This window comes from Gordonia phosphorivorans, from assembly GCF_042432625.1.
GTDB classification, from domain to species: Bacteria; Actinomycetota; Actinomycetes; order Mycobacteriales; family Mycobacteriaceae; genus Gordonia; species Gordonia phosphorivorans.
On the sequence record NZ_JBHLWV010000016.1, the window covers coordinates 408,695 to 427,611 of the forward strand.

Sequence of the window (18,917 nt, forward strand, 5' to 3'; positions counted from 1 at the left end):
GAAGCCCCCGGCTCCGGAGCGGGAACGGGGATGGCAGCGGTCGCGGCCATGTAAAGTCCGGTCCCATGGCTGTGAACGAACGACGCACTCTGTCCGTCGCCTTCTGGGTCCTGCTGGTGATCGTCGTGCTGGCGGTGCTCGGATTCGGCACCATCGTCGGCTGGGGCTGGTCGCTGTTGGTCGCCGCGGTCGTCGGCCTCGTCCTCGGCGGTCTCGCGCGGCTCCTGGTTCGCGGCACCAGCGGAATGAGCTGGATGATGACCATCCTCGCCGGTCTCATCGGCTCATTGCTCGGCGGCCTCATCGCAGGCGCGCTCGACCTCGGGGGGATTCTCGAGTTCATCGTCTCGCTGCTGGTCGCCGCCGGCGCCATCGCCCTCCTGCTCGCGAGCGGCATCGCCTAACCCCGGCCTCCGGTGCCGTGCGGCCGCGCCGCCCGGTACCTCTGCACCGACATCAGTCGAGGTCGGCGTAGGTCACCACGAGCGGCGCATGGTCGGAGAGACGACGATCGGGCGACGATTCCTTGTCCACGGTCACCGATACCGCGCGCCGAGCCAGTCCCGGCGTCGCGAGTTGGTGGTCGATCCGCCAGCCGACGTCCTTGGCGAAGCTCTCGCCGGCCCAACTCCACCAGGTCAACGGCCCGGGCCGATCACCGTGCAGTCGGCGCACCACGTCGACCAGTCGGCGCGGTCCGACGACGCTGCCGAACCACTCCCGTTCTTCCGGCAGAAAGCCCTCCATCTTGCGGGCGGCGCGCCAATTGGTCACGTCGTATTCGAGATAGGCCACGTTCAGATCGCCGATCAGGAGGAACTCGCGACCCGCGCGCAACGCCGTCAACCGGCTGCGCTGCAGCTCCCGGGCAAATCCCGTCAGGAAGCGCATCTTGCGCGCGTGTTTGGCACCGCCGTCGGGCTTCTCGCGCATCGACCCGGGCCGCTGCAGTTCGGCGGGCAGCCCGCCCTTGGGCAGATAGAGATTGGCCACCGTCACCGGCCGATCGGCCAGATCCACCTCGATGTATCGCCCTTCCGCCGCGAACTCGCCGAGCCCGCGCGCCCGCGGGGGCGTCGCCGCCCACGTCCGGACGGCCACAGGCTCCCGCCGCGTCAGCACCGCCACCCCGTTGCGACCGGGCACCGATCCCACGTCGACCGCCGCGACGTAGCCCGGGAACTGTCCCACATGGTCTGTGCCGCAACGTAATTCCTGAATCCCCACCACGTCGGGTTGGCGCCGGTCCAGCCAGTCATCGAAGCCGCGACGGCGCGCCGCACGGATCCCGTTCACATTGAACGACGCGACGGCGAACCCCTCGCCGGGGACCGAATCGCTCGGCACAGGCGTGAGCTGGGTCATGGCGTTCACCCTGCCGCACCGGTCTTCCGGAATCCACTTGCGCCCGGCTGACAGAATAGAACCCGTGAGCCGACCGTATGTATCCCAACAGAACCTGAACCTGCGCACCCTCGAGCAGTCCGACAAGCTCAAGAATGTGTGCTACGAGATCCGCGGTCCGGTGCACGAACACGCAGCGCGCATGGAGGCCGAAGGCCACCGGATCCTCAAGCTGAACATCGGCAATCCCGCCCTGTTCGGTTTCGAGGCGCCGGACGTGATCATGCGGGACATGATCCACGCCCTCCCGTTCTCGCAGGGCTACTCGGACTCACTCGGCGTGCTGCCCGCGCGTCGCGCGATCGTGACCCGCTACGAGCTGGTGGACGACTTCCCGTACTTCGACGTCGACGACGTCCTGCTCGGCAACGGCGTCTCCGAACTGATCACCATGACGATGCAGGCCCTGCTGAACGACGGCGACGAGGTCCTGATCCCGTCGCCCGACTATCCGCTGTGGACCGCCATGACCGCACTGTCCGGCGGCACCCCGGTGCATTACCGCTGCGACGAGGACAACGACTGGAATCCAGACCTGGAGGACATCGAAGCCAAGATCACCGATCGCACCAAGGCGATCGTGGTGATCAACCCGAACAATCCGACCGGCGCGGTGTACTCACCGGAGATCCTCAAGGGCATCGTCGATCTGGCCCGCAAGTACTCGCTGCTCATCCTCGCCGACGAGATCTACGACAAGATCCTCTACGACGACGCCGTCCACACCTCCATCGCCACGCTGGCTCACGACATGCTGGTGCTGACCTTCAACGGCCTGAGCAAGGCCTACCGGGTGTGCGGCTACCGCGCCGGCTGGGTGGTGATCACCGGTCCCAAGGACCATGCGCGCGGCTTCATCGAGGGCCTGCACACCCTGGCCTCGACCCGCCTGTGCAGCAATGTGCCCGGCCAGCACGCCATCCAGGTGGCACTCGGCGGCTACCAGAGCATCGACGCGCTCTGCGCGCCCGGCGGCCGCCTGCACAAGCAGCGCACCGTCACGTGGGAGAAGCTCAACGAGATCCCGGGCGTGAGCTGCGTGAAGCCGATGGGCGCCCTGTACGCCTTCCCCAAGCTCGACCCGGAAGTCCACCAGATCCACGACGACGAGAAGTTCGTCCAGGATCTGCTGTTGCAGGAGAAGATCCTGGTGGTGCAGGGCAGCGGATTCAATCTTCCCGACACCTCGCACTTCCGCATCGTCACGCTCCCCTGGCCCCAGGACCTGTCCGAGGCGATCGAGCGAATCGGCAACTTCCTCTCGTCATACCGGCAGTGACCTGCGGGTATGCGGCCGCCCGCGGTCGCATACCCGATCCCCTCGCCAGTGCTAACTAGAGCTAGCAGTTCTCTGTTACGGGTGGTAACGTGCATCGCACCAACCCATTCGGCAGAAGGTGAACGCACATGGCGTCGTGGAAGCACTCCTCGGTCAGCAGCGACGGAACCGACCTCGCGGTCTTCGAGCTGGACGTAGCCGAGGCGCCCGCCGACCGCCCGACCGTGGTCCTGGTGCACGGCTGGCCCGACTCGCACCACCTGTGGGACAACGTCGCACCGCTGCTCGCCGACGAGCTCCGCGTCGTCTCCTACGACACGCGCGGCTACGGCGAGAGCTCGCGCCCGGACCGGGTGGAGGCCTACCGCCTCGAGCACCTGGCCCAGGACCTGTTCGCGGTGATCGACGCCGTGAGCCCGGGCACGCCGGTGCACGTGATCGGCCACGACTGGGGTTCGGTGCAGGCGTGGGAGGCCGTCACCACCCCCGGCGCCGAGGACCGGATCAAGAGCTTCACCTCGGTCTCCGGCCCCAACCTCGACTTCCTCGGCGAGTGGGCGCACGCGAACCTCGCCCGCCCCACGCCCGGCAACCTCGGGCGTGCCCTCTCGCAGGTCGCGTCGTCGGCGTACACCGCCTTCTTCCAGCTGCCGGTCCTCCCGCAAGCCTTCTTCTCCACCTTCGGTTCGGAGAAGAACTGGACCGAGTTCCTGCACGCCGTCGAGGGCACCCCGCGCGAGAACGTCTCCTTCGCACCGACCCTCCGGGAGGACATGGTCTCGGGGCTGCGGTTCTACAGCGCGAACATCCGCGAGAAGCTCGCCCGCCCCAATCCCCGCCCCACCGTGGTGCCGGTCCTCGAAGTGGTCAATGAGCGCGACATCGCCCTGCGCCCGGCCATCTACGACCTCACCCACACCCACGCCAACAAGCTGTGGCGCAAGAACTCCGCCACCGGGCACTGGTTGCCGTACACCAATCCGACGTACCTGGCCGACGCCGCTCGCGAGTTCATCGCGATGATCGAGAAGGGCACGTCCAGCGCGCCCAACACCATCGACCGCGCCCGCCGTCTCGGTCCGCCGCAGAGACTGGGCGGCAAGCTCGCCGTGATCACCGGCGCGGGCAGCGGCATCGGCCGCGAAACCGCTTACGCACTCGCCGAGTTGGGCTGCGAAGTTGTGCTGGCCGACATCAATGTCGCCGCGGCGGAAGAGACCGCCGCCGAGTGCAAGGCCAAGGGCGTGCTCACCAACGTCTACGACCTGGACGTGTCGAATACGTCCGCGGTCAACGAGTTCGCCGACCGCGTCCGCCGGGCCCACGGTGTCCCGGACATCGTCGTCAACAACGCGGGCATCGCGCTGGCCGGCTCGGCATTGGCCGCCTCCGACGAGCAGGTGGACCGGCTGTTCGACATCAACCTGCGCGGCGTGATCAGCGGCAGCCGCGCCTTCGGCAAGCAGATGGTCGAGCGCGGCACCGGCGGCCACATCGTCAATCTCGCCTCCGCGGCGGCCTTCACCCCGTCCCGCGAGCTCGGCCTGTACTCGGCGAGCAAGGCCGGAGTGCTGATGTTCTGCGAGTCGCTGCGCGCCGAGCTGGCCGAGCACAAGATCGGCGTCACCGCGATCTGCCCCGGCATCGTGCACACCAACATCACCTCGACCACCGAGATCGCCGGCACCGACGACGAAGAGGGCAATCGCAAGCGGATCGACGACTTCTACGCCAAGCGCGGGTTCACCCCGGACAAGGTGGCCCGCGACATCGTGAAAGCCATCCTGGCGAACAAGGCCGTGGTCCCGGTGACCCCCGAGGCCAAGTTCGGTTACCGCTCGTACCGATTCTTCCCGTGGGCCTCGCGTATCGCCGCCCGCCAGAAGCTGACGAAGTAAGGGAGTCGACCATGACCACCACCCAGCCGACGCATTCCACTCCGGACACCGATCCGGGCAAGGTGGAGCTGCACGCCCGCAACGTCGAATTCGACCTGTCGCAGACTCCGCTGCACTGGATCCCCGATCACCCGGTCGCGTCCAACTTCATCACCGTCCTGAATCTGCTGCTGCCCGAGGGCGAGCGCTGGTTCGTGGAGACCTTCAACGAGGCGCTGCCGATGGTCAAGGACGAGGAGTTGGCCGCAGACATGCGGGGCTTCATCGGCCAGGAGGCCATGCACGCGGAGGCGCACGACCTCGCCGTCGAAGAATGGCTCAACCGGCACGGCATCGACGCGAAGCCGTACACCGATCAGATGGAGTGGATCTTCCGCCGCGTGCTGGGCCCCCGCGAAGGCGGCACCCCGGAGCAGCGGCAGAAGCACCTCATCGAACGCCTCTGGCTGGTCGCGGCGATCGAGCACTACACCGCGGTTCTCGGCGACTTCGCGCTGAACTCGAAGTGGGCCGAGGCCGGCGCCGACCCGAACATGATGGATCTGTTCGTCTGGCACGGCGCCGAAGAAGTGGAGCACCGCGCGGTGGCGCACGACGCCGCCGCGTACTTCACCGACACCATGTTCAACCGCGCCCGGGCGATGGGCTTGGCCTTGCCGTTCCTGGCACTGCTGCTGGTGCGCGGCTTCCGGTTCATCATGAACGCGGACGGATCGGTCAGCGTCGGCCCGATCGGCAAGTTCACCGGCTACTACCGCGGCGGCCGCGCCGGCGTGCTGCCGAAGATCCGCACCCTGCTCGGCGCGACCTTCACCTACTTCAAGCCGAGCTTCCACCCGCACGACATCGGTGACACCGCGCAGGCCGTCGCGTACCTCGCTTCGTCCCCGGGCGCGCGCCGAGCAGCTTGAGGTGGCGATGAACCACATCTTCCACGAACACGAGACCTCGCTGACCACCGAGCCGCCGCACCTGTACGGGCGGTGGCGCCGGGATCCCCTGATGCGGCTCACCACCGGACTGCGCAAGATCTGGTTTCCGGTGTTCGAGAAGCTCGAGCGCGTGCGTCCCCTGCCCGCCGACGACGGCCTCCTCACGCTGGAGGTCATCGACCGCGAGGTGGTGGCGCAGGACGACAACGTCATCGCGCTGACCTTGGCCGCCCCCAGCGGCGCGGTGCTGCCCGAGTGGCACCCGGGAGCCCACCTGGACCTGCACCTGGCCTCGGGCCGGATGCGCTCGTACTCGCTGTGCGGGGACCCCGGCGATCGACGGTCCTATCGGATCGCGGTCCGACGGATTCCCGACGGCGGGGGCGGTTCGATCGAGGTGCACGACACCGTGCGGGTGGGCGATACGGTGGCCATCCGCGGGCCCCGCAACGCCTTCCCGCTGGCACTGCCCGGCTACGGCTCGTCGGCCCGCACGCTGCGCTTCGTCGCCGCGGGCATCGGCATCACGCCGATCCTGCCCATGCTGGCGATGGCCGACCGCTACGGACTGGAGTGGACCATGCTCTACTGCGGCCGCAGCCCGGAGTCGATTCCGTTCATCGACGAGTTGGCGCGCTACGGCGACAAGGTCACCGTCCGCACCGACGACGTCGACGGCCTGCCGACCATGGACGAGCTGGTCGGCCCGCGCCCGGCGGCCAACGCCCAGCTGTCGATCTACGCCTGCGGACCGGTCCCGATGCTCGAGGGCCTGCGGTCCCATCTCGCCGAGCGCGGCGACATCGAACTGCACTTCGAGCGCTTCTCGCCGCCGCCGATCGTCGACGGCACCGAGTTCGACGTCGTCCTGAACTCGACCGGCGAGAAGATCACCGTCGCCGCCGACGAGTCGGTGCTGACGGCGATCCGCGCCGTCCGCCCCGGTGTCCCATATTCGTGCCAGCAGGGCTTCTGCGGGACCTGCAAGCTGCGGACCACGGCCGGCGAGATCGATCATCGGGACGGTCTGCTGACCGAGCCGGAGCGCGCGGCGGGGTACTTCCTGCCGTGCGTGTCCCGGTGCGACTCGACGGAGTTGACGGTAGAGGCCTGATCGTCGTGCGCCCGGCCGACGTCCTCTGGGACAATCTGGCGCATGACCGAGTACCGGATCGACGACCTCGCTCGTGCCGCGGGCACCACGGTCCGCAACGTTCGGGGCTACCAGGACCGCGGCTTGATCCCGCGTCCGGTGCGGCGCGGGCGGGTCGCGATCTACACCGATCAGCACCTGGCGCGCCTGCGCGTGATCGGCGATCTGCTGGGCCGCGGGTTCACGATGTCGCACATCGCGGAGTTCGTGTCCGGTGTGCAGCGCGGCGATGACCTCGTCGAAGTACTCGGCCTGGAGAGTGTCCTGACCGAGCCGATCGAACGCACGCCGACCGCACAGGTATCGGCCGCGGCCCTGAGCGATCAACTCAACGATCCCGATCCTCAACTGCTGCAACAACTTCAAGAGTTCGGACTGATCAGCCCGATCGGCGACGGAGACGACCCCGCGGAGTATCTGGTCCACGACACCGAGACCCTCGAGGCCTACCGGGCGATGCTGGCCATCGGCATTCCGCTGCCGTACATCCTCGGGCTGCAGCGCAGGCTCGAAGACGATCTCGCCGCCGCCGCCCGAACGTTGATCACCGCGGGGCGCGGCGCGATCACCGAGGGGAGGTTCGACGGCTGGATTCCCCAGAGCGACGAGGAGTCGGACTGGGCCGCGTCGTTCATTCAGCAGTTGCGCCACACCGGCCGCGTCACGGCCCACAACACGCTCAATCGAGCGTTGGACCGTGAGCTCACGCGCCAGCTCGACGACTATCTCGCGATCGCGCGTTCGCGCCGGCAGTCCTCCGACTGACGACCGCGACAACAACGTACGATCCGCTGTCAGCCTCCGCGAGGCCCGTTTCGCCGAACATTATCGCCACCGGCCACTCTTCACCGGGGCCGTCCAGGGCGGGGAGATCCCCTCGACCTCCGCCGAATCATCGGCTTTTCCAGGTGTTTTGCGCGGCACCACCGAATCCCGGAGCACCTTTCTCGCTAACTGTGGCTCATGACACATGAGTCCGGTAGGGTAACCGCTGTTAGTCCAGCTACTCGGGTGTGCCGACAGAGGTCGGTCACCAAGCACCGCATTCGCCCGACCGTCAGCGAGCACTCGCCTGCGGCCACGGGCCCAGAACACCGTGAAGGATGGTTTTCATGCAGTCTTCAGTCGTCTCGTTGTCTTCGATGCAGCGAGTTCATATCGGCACTCGCGTCGCGCAGGCAGCGGCCGCCGAAGCCGACCTGCTCGGCGCCGAGCGCGTGCTCCTCGTGTGCAGCAGCACCCTGAAGAACGAGACCGACGAGATCGAGCTCGTCGCCGCTGCGCTCGGGGACCGGCTGGTCGGCGTGTTCGACGCGGTTCGCCCGCATGTGCCGCGCGAGGACGTCATCGCGGCGACCCATCGTGCCGCCGAGGTCTCCCCGGACATGTTGCTGAGCATCGGCGGAGGATCGGCGACCGATCTGACCAAGATCCTTGCGCTCACCCTGGAACACGGCATCCGCACGACGGCGGAGATGGACGGGTACCACCTGCAGGTGAACCCGGATACGACGGTGACCGCCCCGAGCTTTGCGGCGCCGACCATCCCCGTGGTGATCGCCCCGACGACGCTCGCCGGCGGAGAGTTCAACGCCCTCTCGGGTTCGACCGACGAGGCGAGCAACGTGAAGGAGGGCTACCTCCACCCGGCGATGACTCCCCACGCCGTCATCCTCGATCCCGTGCTCGCCCGGCACACGCCCGAGTGGCTGTGGCTCTCGACGGGAGTCCGCGCGCTGGACCACGCCTTCGAAACGCTCGGCTCCCTCGAGTCCAACGGGTACTACGACGGTATGGCGATGAACGCCATCCGACTGCTGTCAGAGGGCCTCGTTCGAGTGAAGGACGATCCCGAGGACGTCGAGGCCCGCCAGATGTGCCAGGTCGGCGCCTGGTCGTCGATGGTCGCGATCGTCGCCGGTCTCGACATGGGCATCAGCCATGCGGTCGGTCATGCACTCGGCGGCTCGTTCAAGGTGCCGCACGGCTACACGTCCTGCGTCATGGCCCCGTTCGCGCTGGATTACAACCGCGAGGTCAACGCCCACCGCCAGGCCCTGATCAGCGTCGCTTTCGGCCAGCCCGACACGCCCGCACACGAGTTGGCGGATGCGCTGATCCGGAAGCTCGGCATGCCCCGCTCGCTGCAGGAAGTGGGGTTGGGCCGAGACGATCTCGCCAGCCTCGCCGAGTACACCTTCAAGGACATCTGGTGCGGCACCAACCCCAATCCCATCGCTGATCCCGAGGCGCTGGTGCCGCTCCTGCAGCAGGCCCTCTGAACCGAATACACAGAAACGAGGTTGTGCCCGGTGATCGCCGGGCACAACCTCGTTGTGCTGTCCGCTCTGCGTGCGGGAGGACCGCTAGTCCGTGCGCACCGAACGATGTCGTCGATACCCGAGGATCCCGTCGACGATGTAGCCGACGTAGGTGTCGATCAGCGCCTCGATGTCATGACTGTCGCGGAGCCACCAGCTCACACCGTTCATCAGGTCCAAGGTGGCGACGGCGGCTCGCATCGGATCGACCGCGTCGAACTCCCCGGAGCGCGTCCCCGCGGCGATGACGTCACGGACCCTCCGCTGGTAGTACTTGCGGTACTCGACCACTCGATCGCGATGCTCCGGGGTCAGCGCCGAGATCTCGCGCAGGCTCACCAGGTGCTCGACGCGGTTGACCGCCAGATACCGCAGATGCACATTGATCAACGCGGTCAGCCGCTCGGCGGGTGTCCCCTGCTCGTCCAGGACCAGGAGATGCTCCTCGACCGGATCCCGCGTCATCTTGAGGGCGATCGCATAGAGGATCTCTTCCTTCGAAGAGAAGTGGTTGTACAGGCTCGCGCCCTTGATACCGACCGCATCGGCGATGCCGCGCATACCGGCCGCGTGATAGCCCTGTTCAGCGAAGTACTCGGCAGCCGCCGCGAGGATCGCGTCGCGACGGCTGTGGAGTCGAGCGACCTGCGCCCGCGCGGAGATCGAACTCTCGGGGCCATCCGGCTCGGTCTTCACCTGTCTCAGTCCTTTGCGTAGAGGCGGCGTAGCTCCCTCTTGAGCAGCTTTCCCTGAGGATCGGTCGGCAACTCGGTCACGATCAGGATCCTCTTGGGGACCTTATAGCCTGCGAGCGTCGTCTTGCAGTGATCTCGGAGCTCGTCGCCGCTGATGTCGCTGTCGGCGGCGGCCACGACGAAGCCCGTCACCGCCTCCGACCAGTACTCGTCGGGCAGCCCGACGACGGCTGCCCGGGCCACCCCGGGATGGGTCTGGAGCGCGCGTTCGACCTCCTGCGAGGAGACGTTGTAGCCGCCCGTCTTGATCATGTCCTTGCTGCGGTCGAGGAAGAACATGTTGCCCTCGGCGTCGCGACGCACGATGTCGCCGGTGTGGACCCAGCCGTCCTTCACCGTCTCCGCGGTCTTCACCGGATCCTTGTAGTAGCCGAGCATCGTCGACGGGGTGCGGCACAGGAGTTCACCGTGCTCGGCCTCGTTGCCCGCGTCGTCGACCACCTTCACCTCCAGGTGTCCGACCGGCTTTCCGATCCAGGTCGGATCCTGACCGGGAACGGCCTCCAGTCGCTTGAACCAGCCGACCGAGCCGAGCTGAGTCAGTTCCGACTGCCCCCAATAGGTGCCCCAGATCGACGCGGGCGCTGCACGGTGCCACGCATCCACGGTGCGCGGCAGCACCTGGCCGCCATAGGTCAGGCAGCGCTGAATCGTGCCGACCGCGGCCGGCCCGAAGTCGGGATGGTCTGCCAACGAGATGAAGAAGGTCGGCGTCTGGGCCAGAACGGTGATGCGCTCGGTCTTGATCATCTGCAGTGCGACGTCGGGAGCCAGGCTCGCCGGCAGCACCAGAGTGGCCCCCAACAGCAGCAACGAGGTGAGCGAGCCGATGCCCGCGATCGTGTGAAACGGCATCACGTACAGCCAGACGTCGTCGTCCAGGCACCGCAGACCCCACGTGTAGGCGGGCGCGGTGGAGATCAGATAGTTGCGATGCGGCAGCATGACGCCCTTCGGCGCCGCCTCGGTACCGCTGGTGTAGACGATCATCGCGAGGTCGAGCTCGTCCACCTCGCACTCCGGCTCCGTCGACGGCGACGCCTCCATCAGCGCCTCGAACCCGTGCCCCTCGCCGCCCCGGTCGCCGTCGAGCACGATGACCTCGGGCGCCGACTCCAGCTCCGCCAGCGCGCTCGTGAGCGTCGGCAGGAATTCGGCGGCCACCACCACCGCGGACGGTTCCAGATGAGCCAGCTGCTGGGCCACCTCGCGGGAACCGAAAAGCACATTGACTCCGGAGTAGACCGCTCCGATCTTCAGCGCGCCGTAGTAGGCGATGATGGACTCCACACGATTGCGCGCCATCACGGCAACCCTGTCACCGCGCGCCACGCCGAGTCCGCGAAACAGGTGCGCGGCCTGGTTGGCCCGCTGATCGAGCTCGCGGTAGGTGGTCTCGGTCCGGCGGCCATCCGGGGTGTAGGCCACCACCGCGGGCTTGGCTCCTCGGCTCTGCGCATGACGCCGGAGCTGGTCGCCCAACGTGGCTCTCCCGAGCGGAGTCGAGTGCGACGCGGCGAGGGTCCGCCCGCCGTTCACCGGGCCGTGTGTCGACGAGTTCATAGAGGATTCCTCACCATTCTTGCGACTTACAGTGGTTAGTATGATGTGGGTCATGCTGCCAGGGCACCGCGAGCCGGTCAAGCGCGCAATAGTCAGGGATTCTGGGTCATCTGCAGCCACGCTTGGCAACGACACTAACGTGGGTTAGTGTCGCGGCATGGTTACTGCTACATCTCGAGATCACGACCGCCTTCGTTCGGCGGTCACCCGGGGCAACGTGCCGACGATGCTCGCCGTGCTGTTGGAATTGACCGGAGATCCGAGGTGGACGGCCCCGCGCTACGCACCCACGCGCAGCCGAGGCATGGACGACAACGCCACCGGCGGACTCCCCGAAGAGGTTCGAGTCGAGATCCAGGAGGCGCTGGTCGACGCGGTCGAACAATGGTGGGCCCAGGGCGGACCCGCTCGGCGCACCCTGGACACCGCGGAGGTCAAGCGCCTCCTGGACTTCACCTGCGGCGAATCGGTACCCGCCGACTTCGCACCGATGATGGCCGAGATCGTCAACGGGCCGCGCGTGAAGCCTGCGGCCACCGAACCCGACGATCGGCTCCAGGTCGTCGTCATCGGCGCGGGTATCGCGGGCATGCTCGCCTCGGTCGAGTTGACCCGCGCCGGGATCAGCCACGTGATCATGGAGAAGAACGCCGAGGTCGGCGGGTCCTGGTGGGAGAATCGCTACCCGGGCGCGGGCGTCGACACACCGAGCCACCTCTATTCGATCTCGTCGTTCCCGCGCAACTGGTCGACGCACTTCGGCAAGCGTGACGAAGTGCAGCAGTATCTCGAGGACTTCGCGACCGCGAACGACATCCGTCGCCACGTGCGCTTCGGACACGAGGTGACCCGCGCCGAGTTCGACGCAGCCGGCCAGTGTTGGCGGGTGAGCGTGCAGGGGCCCGAGGGCGAGCCGGAGACCGTGATCGCCTCCGTGGTGATCAGCGCCGTCGGCCTGCTCAACCGTCCCAAGATGCCCGACTTCGCGGGAACCGACGATTTCCAAGGACGCCTGTTCCACTCCGCCGAGTGGCCCGAGGATCTCGACGAACCGGACTCCCTGCGGGGCAAGCGAGTGGGCATCGTCGGCGCCGGCGCCAGTGCCATGCAGATCGGACCGGCGATCGCCGATCGCGTCGGATCCCTGACGGTCTTTCAGCGCTCTCCGCAATGGATCGCCCCCAATGACGACTACTTCGAACGCATCGACGACGACGCCAACTGGCTGATGGACCACGTCCCCGGCTACCGCGAGTGGTATCGCGCTCGGCTGTCGTGGATCTTCAACGACAAGGTGTACCCGACGCTGCTCGTCGACCCCGAATGGCCGGAGGAGAAGTCGTCGATCAATGCGGCCAACCACGGCCACCGGAATTTCTACGAGCGCTACCTGCGCGATCAGTTGGGCGATCGGACCGACCTGATCAGCGCCTCGCTGCCGGATTATCCGCCGTTCGGCAAGCGGATGCTCCTCGACAACGGCTGGTTCGCCATGCTGCGCAAGCCCGACGTCGCCCTCGTGCCGCACGGCGTGCAGGCGCTGACCCCGACCGGCCTGATCGACTCGACCGGAGTCGAACACGAACTCGATGTGATCATCATGGCGACCGGCTTTCACAGCGTTCGCATCCTCTATCCGATGGACATCATCGGCCGATCGGGACGATCCACGAAGAGCATCTGGGGCGACCACGATGCGCGCGCCTACCTGGGGATCACGGTTCCGGACTTCCCGAACTTCTTCATCATGACCGGGCCGAACACCGGCCTCGGGCACGGCGGCAGCTTCATCACCATCCTGGAGTGCCAAGTGCGGTACATCATGGCGGCACTCGAGTGGATGCGCACCGATCGCCTCGGGGCCCTGGAGTGCCGCGCCGAGGTGAACGAGCGCTACAACGATGCGGTCGACCGGCAGCACGCTCGCATGGTCTGGACCCATCCGGCCATGGAGAACTGGTACCGCAACCCGGACGGCCGAGTGGTCTCCGTGCTTCCGTGGCGCATCAATGACTACTGGTCGATGACCTCCGCCGTGGACCCGAACGACTTTCACACCGAGCCGGTTCAGGATGCCTCCGTGCGCCCGAACGTCGTCGCCGGGCGGCCGGAATGAGCGACGCGCACGCCGAGCGCGACCACGCGGGACCCCTGTCCGGCGTTCGCGTGGTCGAGATGGAAGCCATCGGGCCGCTGCTGCACGCCGGGATGATGCTGGCCGATCTGGGTGCCGAGATCATCCGCGTCGTCCGTCCTTCGTTCACCTCCGACGACGGGATCGACGATGCGAACCGCGGCATGCTCCGCGGCAGGTCCGAGGTCACCGCCGACCTGCGAGAACCGGACGACAACCACCGCGTCCGGGAGCTGATCGCCCGCGCCGACATTCTGCTGGAGGGTTCTCGCCCCGGCACGATGGAGAAACTCGGACTGGGGCCGGATGTCTGCCTCACCGACAACCCGGGCCTGGTGTACGGCCGCATGACCGGGTGGGGCCAGCAGGGACCGCTGTCCCAGGCCGCCGGACACGACATCAACTATCTCGCGGTCGCCGGCGCGCTGGAACAGCTCGGTCCGACACCCGGGCCTCCCTCGCCGCCGCTGAACTATGTCGGCAACTTCGGCGGCGGATCGATGTTCCTCCTCGTCGGCGTCCTCGCCGCGCTGCACGAACGTCAGCGGACCGGTCGCGGACAGATCGTCGACGCGGCGATGGTCGACGGGGCGAGTTCGATGACCGCGCTCGTCCGGTCCTGGCAGCACGCGGGCCGGTGGTCCGCGCACCGCGGCAACAACCTGCTGGACGGATCGGCGCCGTTCTACCGCGCCTATGAATGCGCGGACGGCGGGTTCATGGCCGTCGGCGCGCTCGAAGACACCTTCTACGACCGATTCGTCCGCGGCCTCGGGATGGACCCGGCCGACCTCCCGGATCGCTGGAACCGGGCCCACTGGGCGGCGCTGTCGGAGCGCTTCCACGACGAGTTCCGCACGCGGACGCGACAGGAATGGGTCGACTCCTTCGACGGAGTGGATGCGTGCGTCACGCCCGTGCTGTCACTCCGCGAAGCGACCCTGGACGATCACGCTGCCCAGCGTGCCGCCTTCGTCGATGACGCGGGATTCCCCATGCCCGCCCCGGCGCCACGCATGGAGTTCGCGCGCGGCCGCGTCCCGGCGCCGATCTCCGAAGAGCTGACCACGGTGCTGCACCGCTGGGGCCGCGACTGACCCCGCCCCGCACACCGCGAGGTCGGTCGCCGGCGCGGGTGCCGCCGCATCGAGTGATGTACATTTGTACATGTACATCTGTACATACGAGATGAGGTGGCGCCCGTGAGTCGGCGACAACAGATTGTGGAGGCGGCGGCGGACCTGCTGCGCGACGGGGACGGCAAGCTGACCCACCGACTGGTCGCTGATCGCGCAGCCGTCCCGCTCGGATCCACCACGTACTACTTCTCCTCGCTCGACGACCTCGTCGCCGCCGCGCTCGAACACCTCGCCGCGCAGGTCGACGCCGACCTCGCCGAAACCGCGGCGACCATCGCGGCCGGCGACGGCACGCCCGAGGCCATCGCCGCGGCCTTCCACGAGTACCTCTCCGACCAGGATCGCGTCCGCACCGAGACAGCTCTCTACATCGCGGCCGTCACCCGGCCCGAACTGATCGACCTGAGCCGGCGCTGGTTCGACGGGATCGTCGAGGTCCTCACCGATCTCACCGACCGCGACTCCGCACGCCTGATGGCGGTCTTCCTCGACGGCGCGTGCATGCATGCCGCCATCAACGACACCCCGCTCGAACTGCCGCTGCTCGAAGGTCTGAGCCGCACCCTGATGTCCCCCTCCGCCGACACCATCGCACCCGAAGCAGGACGCTCGTGAACTTCCTCGCCACGCCCGCCACCCGACCGGACGGCACCCTGGAGGCCGACCTGCCCGCCTGGCGGCGATGGTCCGCGCTCGGTGTGCTGTCACTGGCCCTGCTGACCGTCGTGATGGACCTGACCGTCCTCAACGTCGCCCTGCCGTCCATCAGTGCCGAGCTGCGCCCGTCGGCGACACAACAGTTGTGGATGGTCGACGCCTACTCGTTGGTGCTCGCCGGCCTGCTGATCTCGATGAGCGGTCTCGCCGACCGCTGGGGCCGCCGCCTCCTGCTGATGTGCGGCTTCGCCGTCTTCGGGCTCGCCTCCCTGCTGGTCCTCTGGGCCGATTCGTCGGGAGCGGTGATCGCCCTGCGCGCACTCCTCGGACTCGGCGGCGCGATGATCATGCCGACCACCCTGTCGATGCTGCGCGTGCTCTTCACCGACACCCGCGAACGCACGCTGGCCATCGGCGTGTGGGCCGCGGTCTCGGCCGCGGGCGCCGCGGTGGGCCCGATCATCGGCGGCTTCCTGCTGGAGCACTTCTCGTGGCACGCGGCTTTCCTGGTGAACGTGCCGCCGATGGCGCTCGCCCTCATCGCCGCCGCCGTCCTGCTCCCCGAATCCCGGGTCGCCTCGACGGCTCGGTGGGACGGGCTCGGTTCGGTGCTGTCCATCGGCGGCGTCGCGGCGCTGGTGTGGTCGATCAAGGAGTTCGGCAAGCACTTCGTGAACGACGGCCTGGCGAACCTGCCCGCCTGGGCGGCACTGGCCGCCGCCGTCGTCCTGCTGACCTGGTTCGTGCTGCGCTGCCTGCACCGGCCCGACCCGCTGCTCGAGGTCCGGTTGTTCCTGCGGCCGCAGCTGACCGCCGGCGTCCTGGCGGCGCTGTTCTCGATGATCGCGATGGGCGGCGGCCTGCTGCTGCTGGCGCAGTGGCTGCAGTTGGTGGAGGGCTACACCCCGTTGCAGGCCGGTTACCGCCTGATGCCGTTCGCCGTCGGCGCGATCATCACCTCGATCTCGGCGCAGTACCTCTCCGACCGACTCGGCGCCCGCACCGTCATGGGCCTGGCCATGCTCCTGCCGGCCGTCGGCTTCGGGCTGCTCTGGCTCGCGCCGACTCCGCTCGCCTACGGCTGGGTGGCGACCGCGATGATCCTGCAGGGCGCCGGCGCGGGCGCCCTCACCATCGGCTCGGCGATGATCATGGGGGCGAGCCCCCAGGAGAAGGCGGGCAACGCCGCCGCCATCGAGGAGACCGCCTACGACCTGGGCAATGTCTTCGGCGTGGCCTTCCTCGGCACCATCGCCGCGGTGATCTTCAGTTCCCGCGTCGGACCCGAGGTGCCCGGGGCGGACCAGTCGCTGGCCGCGGCCCTCGAGATCGCGCAGGCGACCGGCTCGACCGAGCTCGCGGCCGTGGCGCAGACCTCGTTCACCGACGCACTCGCTCAGGTCGGTCTCGTCGGCGCGGTGCTGCTGACGCTGGCCGCCGTCGCGGTGTACCTGCTGACCCCGCGGGGCCTCGACCTGGACGTCCAGCACTGACGCCGCGCCGACGCCGGGGAGCTACACCGATTCGAGGTCGGCCCGCTGCTCGTCGTCGACGGGGCCCGACGTCCGACTGACCGCCCAGCCGAAGGCCGGCGCCAGGATGTACATGAGGATCGAGTACACCGCCGCCGGGATCGCCACCATGGCGTTGTCGAGCACGCTCAACGCGATCGTCAGGGCGATGGTGGTGTTGTGAATGCCCACCTCCATCGAGGTGGCCACCGCCTGCGGCCGGGACAGCCGCAGCGCCAACGCGAGACCGTAGCCCGCCGACAGGCTGAGCAGGCAGAACAGGCCGGTGACCAGACCGACCTGGCGCGCATAGTCCAGGACGTTGTCGCGCTCACCGACGATCGCGCCGATCGTCACCGCCACCAGCACGATGATCGAGAAGATGCGGACCGGTCGATCGGCCTGCTTGGCGAAATCCTCCCAGCGGGAGCGCACGATCATGCCGATCACCACCGGCACCAGGACCAGCGCGATCACCTGTGCGACCTTGCCGAACTGCAGACCCAGTTCGCCGTCGACGTCGAAGTAGTTGATCGCCAGGTTGGTGATCAGCGGAATGCTGAAGGCGGCCAGCACCGAGTTGATCGCCGTCAGCGAGATGTTCAAGGCGACATCACCGCGGAACAGGTGGCTGAACAGGTTCGCGGTGGTGCCGCCCGGCGACGCGGCCAGCAGCATCACGCCGACCGCCAGCATGGCGGGCAGGTCGAAGACCAGCACCAGTCCGAAGGCCACCGCCGGCAGCACCACGATCTGCAGGATCAGGGCACCGATCACCGCGCGCGGCGAGCGGGCCACCCGGGCGAAATCACCGGTGGTGAGCGAGAGCCCCAAACCGAACATGATGATCGCCAAGGCGATCGGCAGACCGGTGGTGATCAAGGCCGAATCCTGCACCGCGGAACCTCTCTTCCCGACCACATCGCTCGCAGTGATCTGCGCCCGTGGACGGCGTGACGGAGATCCCCGTCACCCTAACCGGTGACAGGGCGGCGCCCTACCTGCGGTAGGTGGCGGTGTACGCGGCGCGTGCGTCGGGCTTGTTCGCGGAGACCTCGTAGGCGGTGAGGGTGAGGGCGGACGGCTGCACGTCCATCGTCATGAAGCCGCGCTCGGTGAAGTTCTCGTACTTCGCCCGGAACTCCCCGCTGGACCGGCCGTGCACCGTCTTGGCGGAGGCGCCGGCGACGATCTGGCGGGTCCCCTTGAAACCGGGCACCGCGTCGATCACCTGCTGGCTGTGGTCGTGCCCGGAGAGCAAGAAGTGCGCCCGACCCGCCACGTGCCGCTCCAGGAAGTCCTTCCACGGCTGCCCGTTCAGCGGTGCGGGCAGACCGTCGTACGCGCCCGCCGGACCGTGGGGTCCGTTGTTGGCATACGGATGGTGCGTGCAGACCAGCTTCCACTGCGCTGTCGACGCCGACAGCGCGCGGTCGAGCCACTTGGCTTGGCGCGTCATGTAGTGCCCACCCGGCTCCCACTCCGGCGAGAGGAAGGGCGGAATGTATGCGGCACAGGGGTTTCCGTCGACGACGAAGAACTCGGCCACCCCGAGATCCACCGAGTAGTAGCGCGCGGGCATGTACCAGCGCCGCGACTTGCGGGCGTAGTCCACCTCGGTGTCGCCGCGCAGCAGCCAGCCGCCGTCACCCGGGAACACCGCGGTGTTGTCGTGGTTGCCGAGGGCCATCAACCACGGGAAGTCCAGGCCCGCGTTCGGCTTCTCGAACTTGGCGTGGAACTGCGCGTCGTCGGGACCGTTCGGGCCGCTCTCGTAGATGTTGTCGCCGAGACCCACCGCGATGTCGAAAGGCTTGGCGGCGTGGATCTTTCGTGCGGCCTTGGTCACCGCGTACTGGGGCGCCTCGCCGGTCCCGGCGTCGCCGGTCACCAGCACGTGCAGACTCTGCTTGTCCTTGGGCATCGGGAACCGGGGTGCGGCGGAGGCGGTCCCGGCAGGCACCCCGCCCCAGGCCGCCGCCGCGCCTGCGGCCGCGGCCGCCCCGACGAGGAACGAGCGACGCTTCACGCCTGCGCCGCCGGACTGGGAGAGGTCACCGGAGTCTCCGGGCTGGGAGAGATTATCGGTCATTCCGGAATACTCCCACGCCGAGGTGAACGCCGACGGCGCTTATCCGCCTCCGGACGGTCACCGCCCGTTCACCGCCGGT

16 protein-coding genes are annotated in these 18,917 nt (G+C 67.9%); 11 read left to right on the plus strand and 5 right to left on the minus strand.

Annotation, left to right across the window (positions count from 1 at the left end; all coding sequences use genetic code 11):
• Positions 1–65: 65 nt before the first annotated feature.
• Positions 66–404: a hypothetical protein gene (locus ACFFJD_RS08005; RefSeq protein WP_382362871.1), complete on the plus strand. Its 339-nt coding sequence runs from the start codon at positions 66–68 to the stop codon at positions 402–404.
• Between the two features lie 52 nt (positions 405–456).
• Here the strand turns inward: ACFFJD_RS08005 and ACFFJD_RS08010 are convergent, their stop codons facing one another.
• Positions 457–1,365 carry an exodeoxyribonuclease III gene (locus tag ACFFJD_RS08010; RefSeq protein ID WP_382362873.1) on the minus strand — a complete coding sequence of 303 codons (909 nt, stop codon included), beginning with the start codon at positions 1,363–1,365 and terminating at the stop codon, positions 457–459.
• A 64-nt stretch (positions 1,366–1,429) separates the two neighbouring features.
• Between ACFFJD_RS08010 and ACFFJD_RS08015 the strand changes: the two genes are divergently transcribed.
• The 6 genes from ACFFJD_RS08015 (at position 1,430) to ACFFJD_RS08040 (ending at position 8,948) form a co-directional block, all read left to right on the plus strand.
• The gene (locus tag ACFFJD_RS08015; RefSeq protein ID WP_382362875.1) at positions 1,430–2,683 is read left to right on the plus strand and encodes a pyridoxal phosphate-dependent aminotransferase; all 1,254 of its coding nucleotides are present in this window, start codon (positions 1,430–1,432) and stop codon (positions 2,681–2,683) included.
• 128 nt (positions 2,684–2,811) lie between these two features.
• Complete coding sequence (locus ACFFJD_RS08020; protein ID WP_382362877.1) at positions 2,812–4,581, plus strand: SDR family oxidoreductase; 1,770 nt, start codon at positions 2,812–2,814, stop codon at positions 4,579–4,581.
• Positions 4,582–4,592: 11 nt separating this feature from the next.
• Positions 4,593–5,492 carry a metal-dependent hydrolase gene (locus ACFFJD_RS08025; protein WP_382362879.1) on the plus strand — a complete coding sequence of 300 codons (900 nt, stop codon included), beginning with the start codon at positions 4,593–4,595 and terminating at the stop codon, positions 5,490–5,492.
• 7 nt (positions 5,493–5,499) lie between these two features.
• Positions 5,500–6,627 carry a PDR/VanB family oxidoreductase gene (locus tag ACFFJD_RS08030; RefSeq protein ID WP_382362881.1) on the plus strand — a complete coding sequence of 376 codons (1,128 nt, stop codon included), beginning with the start codon at positions 5,500–5,502 and terminating at the stop codon, positions 6,625–6,627.
• Between the two features lie 42 nt (positions 6,628–6,669).
• A complete protein-coding gene (locus tag ACFFJD_RS08035) occupies positions 6,670–7,431 on the plus strand; it encodes a MerR family transcriptional regulator (RefSeq protein ID WP_382362883.1) in 762 nt (253 codons plus the stop codon).
• Positions 7,432–7,778: 347 nt separating this feature from the next.
• Positions 7,779–8,948, plus strand: coding sequence for an iron-containing alcohol dehydrogenase (locus ACFFJD_RS08040; RefSeq protein ID WP_382362885.1), 1,170 nt, complete (start codon positions 7,779–7,781; stop codon positions 8,946–8,948).
• Between the two features lie 84 nt (positions 8,949–9,032).
• Here ACFFJD_RS08040 and ACFFJD_RS08045 read toward each other — a convergent pair whose 3' ends face one another.
• Positions 9,033–9,692 (minus strand): TetR/AcrR family transcriptional regulator, encoded by a 660-nt coding sequence (locus tag ACFFJD_RS08045; protein ID WP_382362987.1) that lies wholly within the window; start codon positions 9,690–9,692, stop codon positions 9,033–9,035.
• Positions 9,689–11,305, minus strand: coding sequence for a class I adenylate-forming enzyme family protein (locus ACFFJD_RS08050; protein ID WP_382362887.1), 1,617 nt, complete (start codon positions 11,303–11,305; stop codon positions 9,689–9,691). Before ACFFJD_RS08050 ends, ACFFJD_RS08045 begins: the two co-directional genes overlap by 4 nt.
• 226 nt (positions 11,306–11,531) lie before the next feature.
• On the opposite strand from ACFFJD_RS08050, the gene ACFFJD_RS08055 reads away from it, so the two are divergent.
• The 4 genes from ACFFJD_RS08055 to ACFFJD_RS08070 all read left to right on the plus strand — a co-directional run bounded on the left by ACFFJD_RS08055 (position 11,532) and on the right by ACFFJD_RS08070 (position 16,728).
• Positions 11,532–13,421: a flavin-containing monooxygenase gene (locus tag ACFFJD_RS08055; RefSeq protein WP_382362989.1), complete on the plus strand. Its 1,890-nt coding sequence runs from the start codon at positions 11,532–11,534 to the stop codon at positions 13,419–13,421.
• On the plus strand, positions 13,418–14,536 hold the full coding sequence (locus ACFFJD_RS08060; protein WP_382362889.1) for a CaiB/BaiF CoA transferase family protein: 1,119 nt from the start codon (positions 13,418–13,420) through the stop codon (positions 14,534–14,536). Before ACFFJD_RS08055 ends, ACFFJD_RS08060 begins: the two co-directional genes overlap by 4 nt.
• 105 nt (positions 14,537–14,641) lie before the next feature.
• The gene (locus ACFFJD_RS08065) at positions 14,642–15,193 is read left to right on the plus strand and encodes a TetR/AcrR family transcriptional regulator (RefSeq protein ID WP_382362891.1); all 552 of its coding nucleotides are present in this window, start codon (positions 14,642–14,644) and stop codon (positions 15,191–15,193) included.
• Complete coding sequence (locus tag ACFFJD_RS08070) at positions 15,190–16,728, plus strand: MFS transporter (protein WP_382362893.1); 1,539 nt, start codon at positions 15,190–15,192, stop codon at positions 16,726–16,728. Before ACFFJD_RS08065 ends, ACFFJD_RS08070 begins: the two co-directional genes overlap by 4 nt.
• Before the next feature lie 21 nt (positions 16,729–16,749).
• On the opposite strand, the gene ACFFJD_RS08075 is transcribed toward ACFFJD_RS08070, so the two are convergent.
• Together ACFFJD_RS08075 and ACFFJD_RS08080 are read right to left on the minus strand one after the other, a co-directional pair.
• Positions 16,750–17,643, minus strand: a complete 894-nt coding sequence (locus ACFFJD_RS08075; RefSeq protein ID WP_382362895.1) for a bile acid:sodium symporter family protein — start codon at positions 17,641–17,643, stop codon at positions 16,750–16,752.
• Between the two features lie 100 nt (positions 17,644–17,743).
• On the minus strand, positions 17,744–18,838 hold the full coding sequence (locus ACFFJD_RS08080; RefSeq protein ID WP_382362897.1) for a metallophosphoesterase: 1,095 nt from the start codon (positions 18,836–18,838) through the stop codon (positions 17,744–17,746).
• Positions 18,839–18,917: the final 79 nt, after the last annotated feature.

Coding starts and splice junctions, on each gene's coding strand:
- ACFFJD_RS08080 (WP_382362897.1), bottom strand. CDS start 18,838: ATGACCGATAATCTCTCCCAGCCCGGAGACTCCGGTGACCTCTCCCAG.
- ACFFJD_RS08005 (WP_382362871.1), top strand. CDS start 66: ATGGCTGTGAACGAACGACGCACTCTGTCCGTCGCCTTCTGGGTCCTG.
- ACFFJD_RS08050 (WP_382362887.1), bottom strand. CDS start 11,305: ATGAACTCGTCGACACACGGCCCGGTGAACGGCGGGCGGACCCTCGCC.
- ACFFJD_RS08040 (WP_382362885.1), top strand. CDS start 7,779: ATGCAGTCTTCAGTCGTCTCGTTGTCTTCGATGCAGCGAGTTCATATC.
- ACFFJD_RS08025 (WP_382362879.1), top strand. CDS start 4,593: ATGACCACCACCCAGCCGACGCATTCCACTCCGGACACCGATCCGGGC.
- ACFFJD_RS08010 (WP_382362873.1), bottom strand. CDS start 1,365: ATGACCCAGCTCACGCCTGTGCCGAGCGATTCGGTCCCCGGCGAGGGG.
- ACFFJD_RS08055 (WP_382362989.1), top strand. CDS start 11,532: ATGCTCGCCGTGCTGTTGGAATTGACCGGAGATCCGAGGTGGACGGCC.
- ACFFJD_RS08060 (WP_382362889.1), top strand. CDS start 13,418: ATGAGCGACGCGCACGCCGAGCGCGACCACGCGGGACCCCTGTCCGGC.
- ACFFJD_RS08035 (WP_382362883.1), top strand. CDS start 6,670: ATGACCGAGTACCGGATCGACGACCTCGCTCGTGCCGCGGGCACCACG.
- ACFFJD_RS08030 (WP_382362881.1), top strand. CDS start 5,500: ATGAACCACATCTTCCACGAACACGAGACCTCGCTGACCACCGAGCCG.
- ACFFJD_RS08020 (WP_382362877.1), top strand. CDS start 2,812: ATGGCGTCGTGGAAGCACTCCTCGGTCAGCAGCGACGGAACCGACCTC.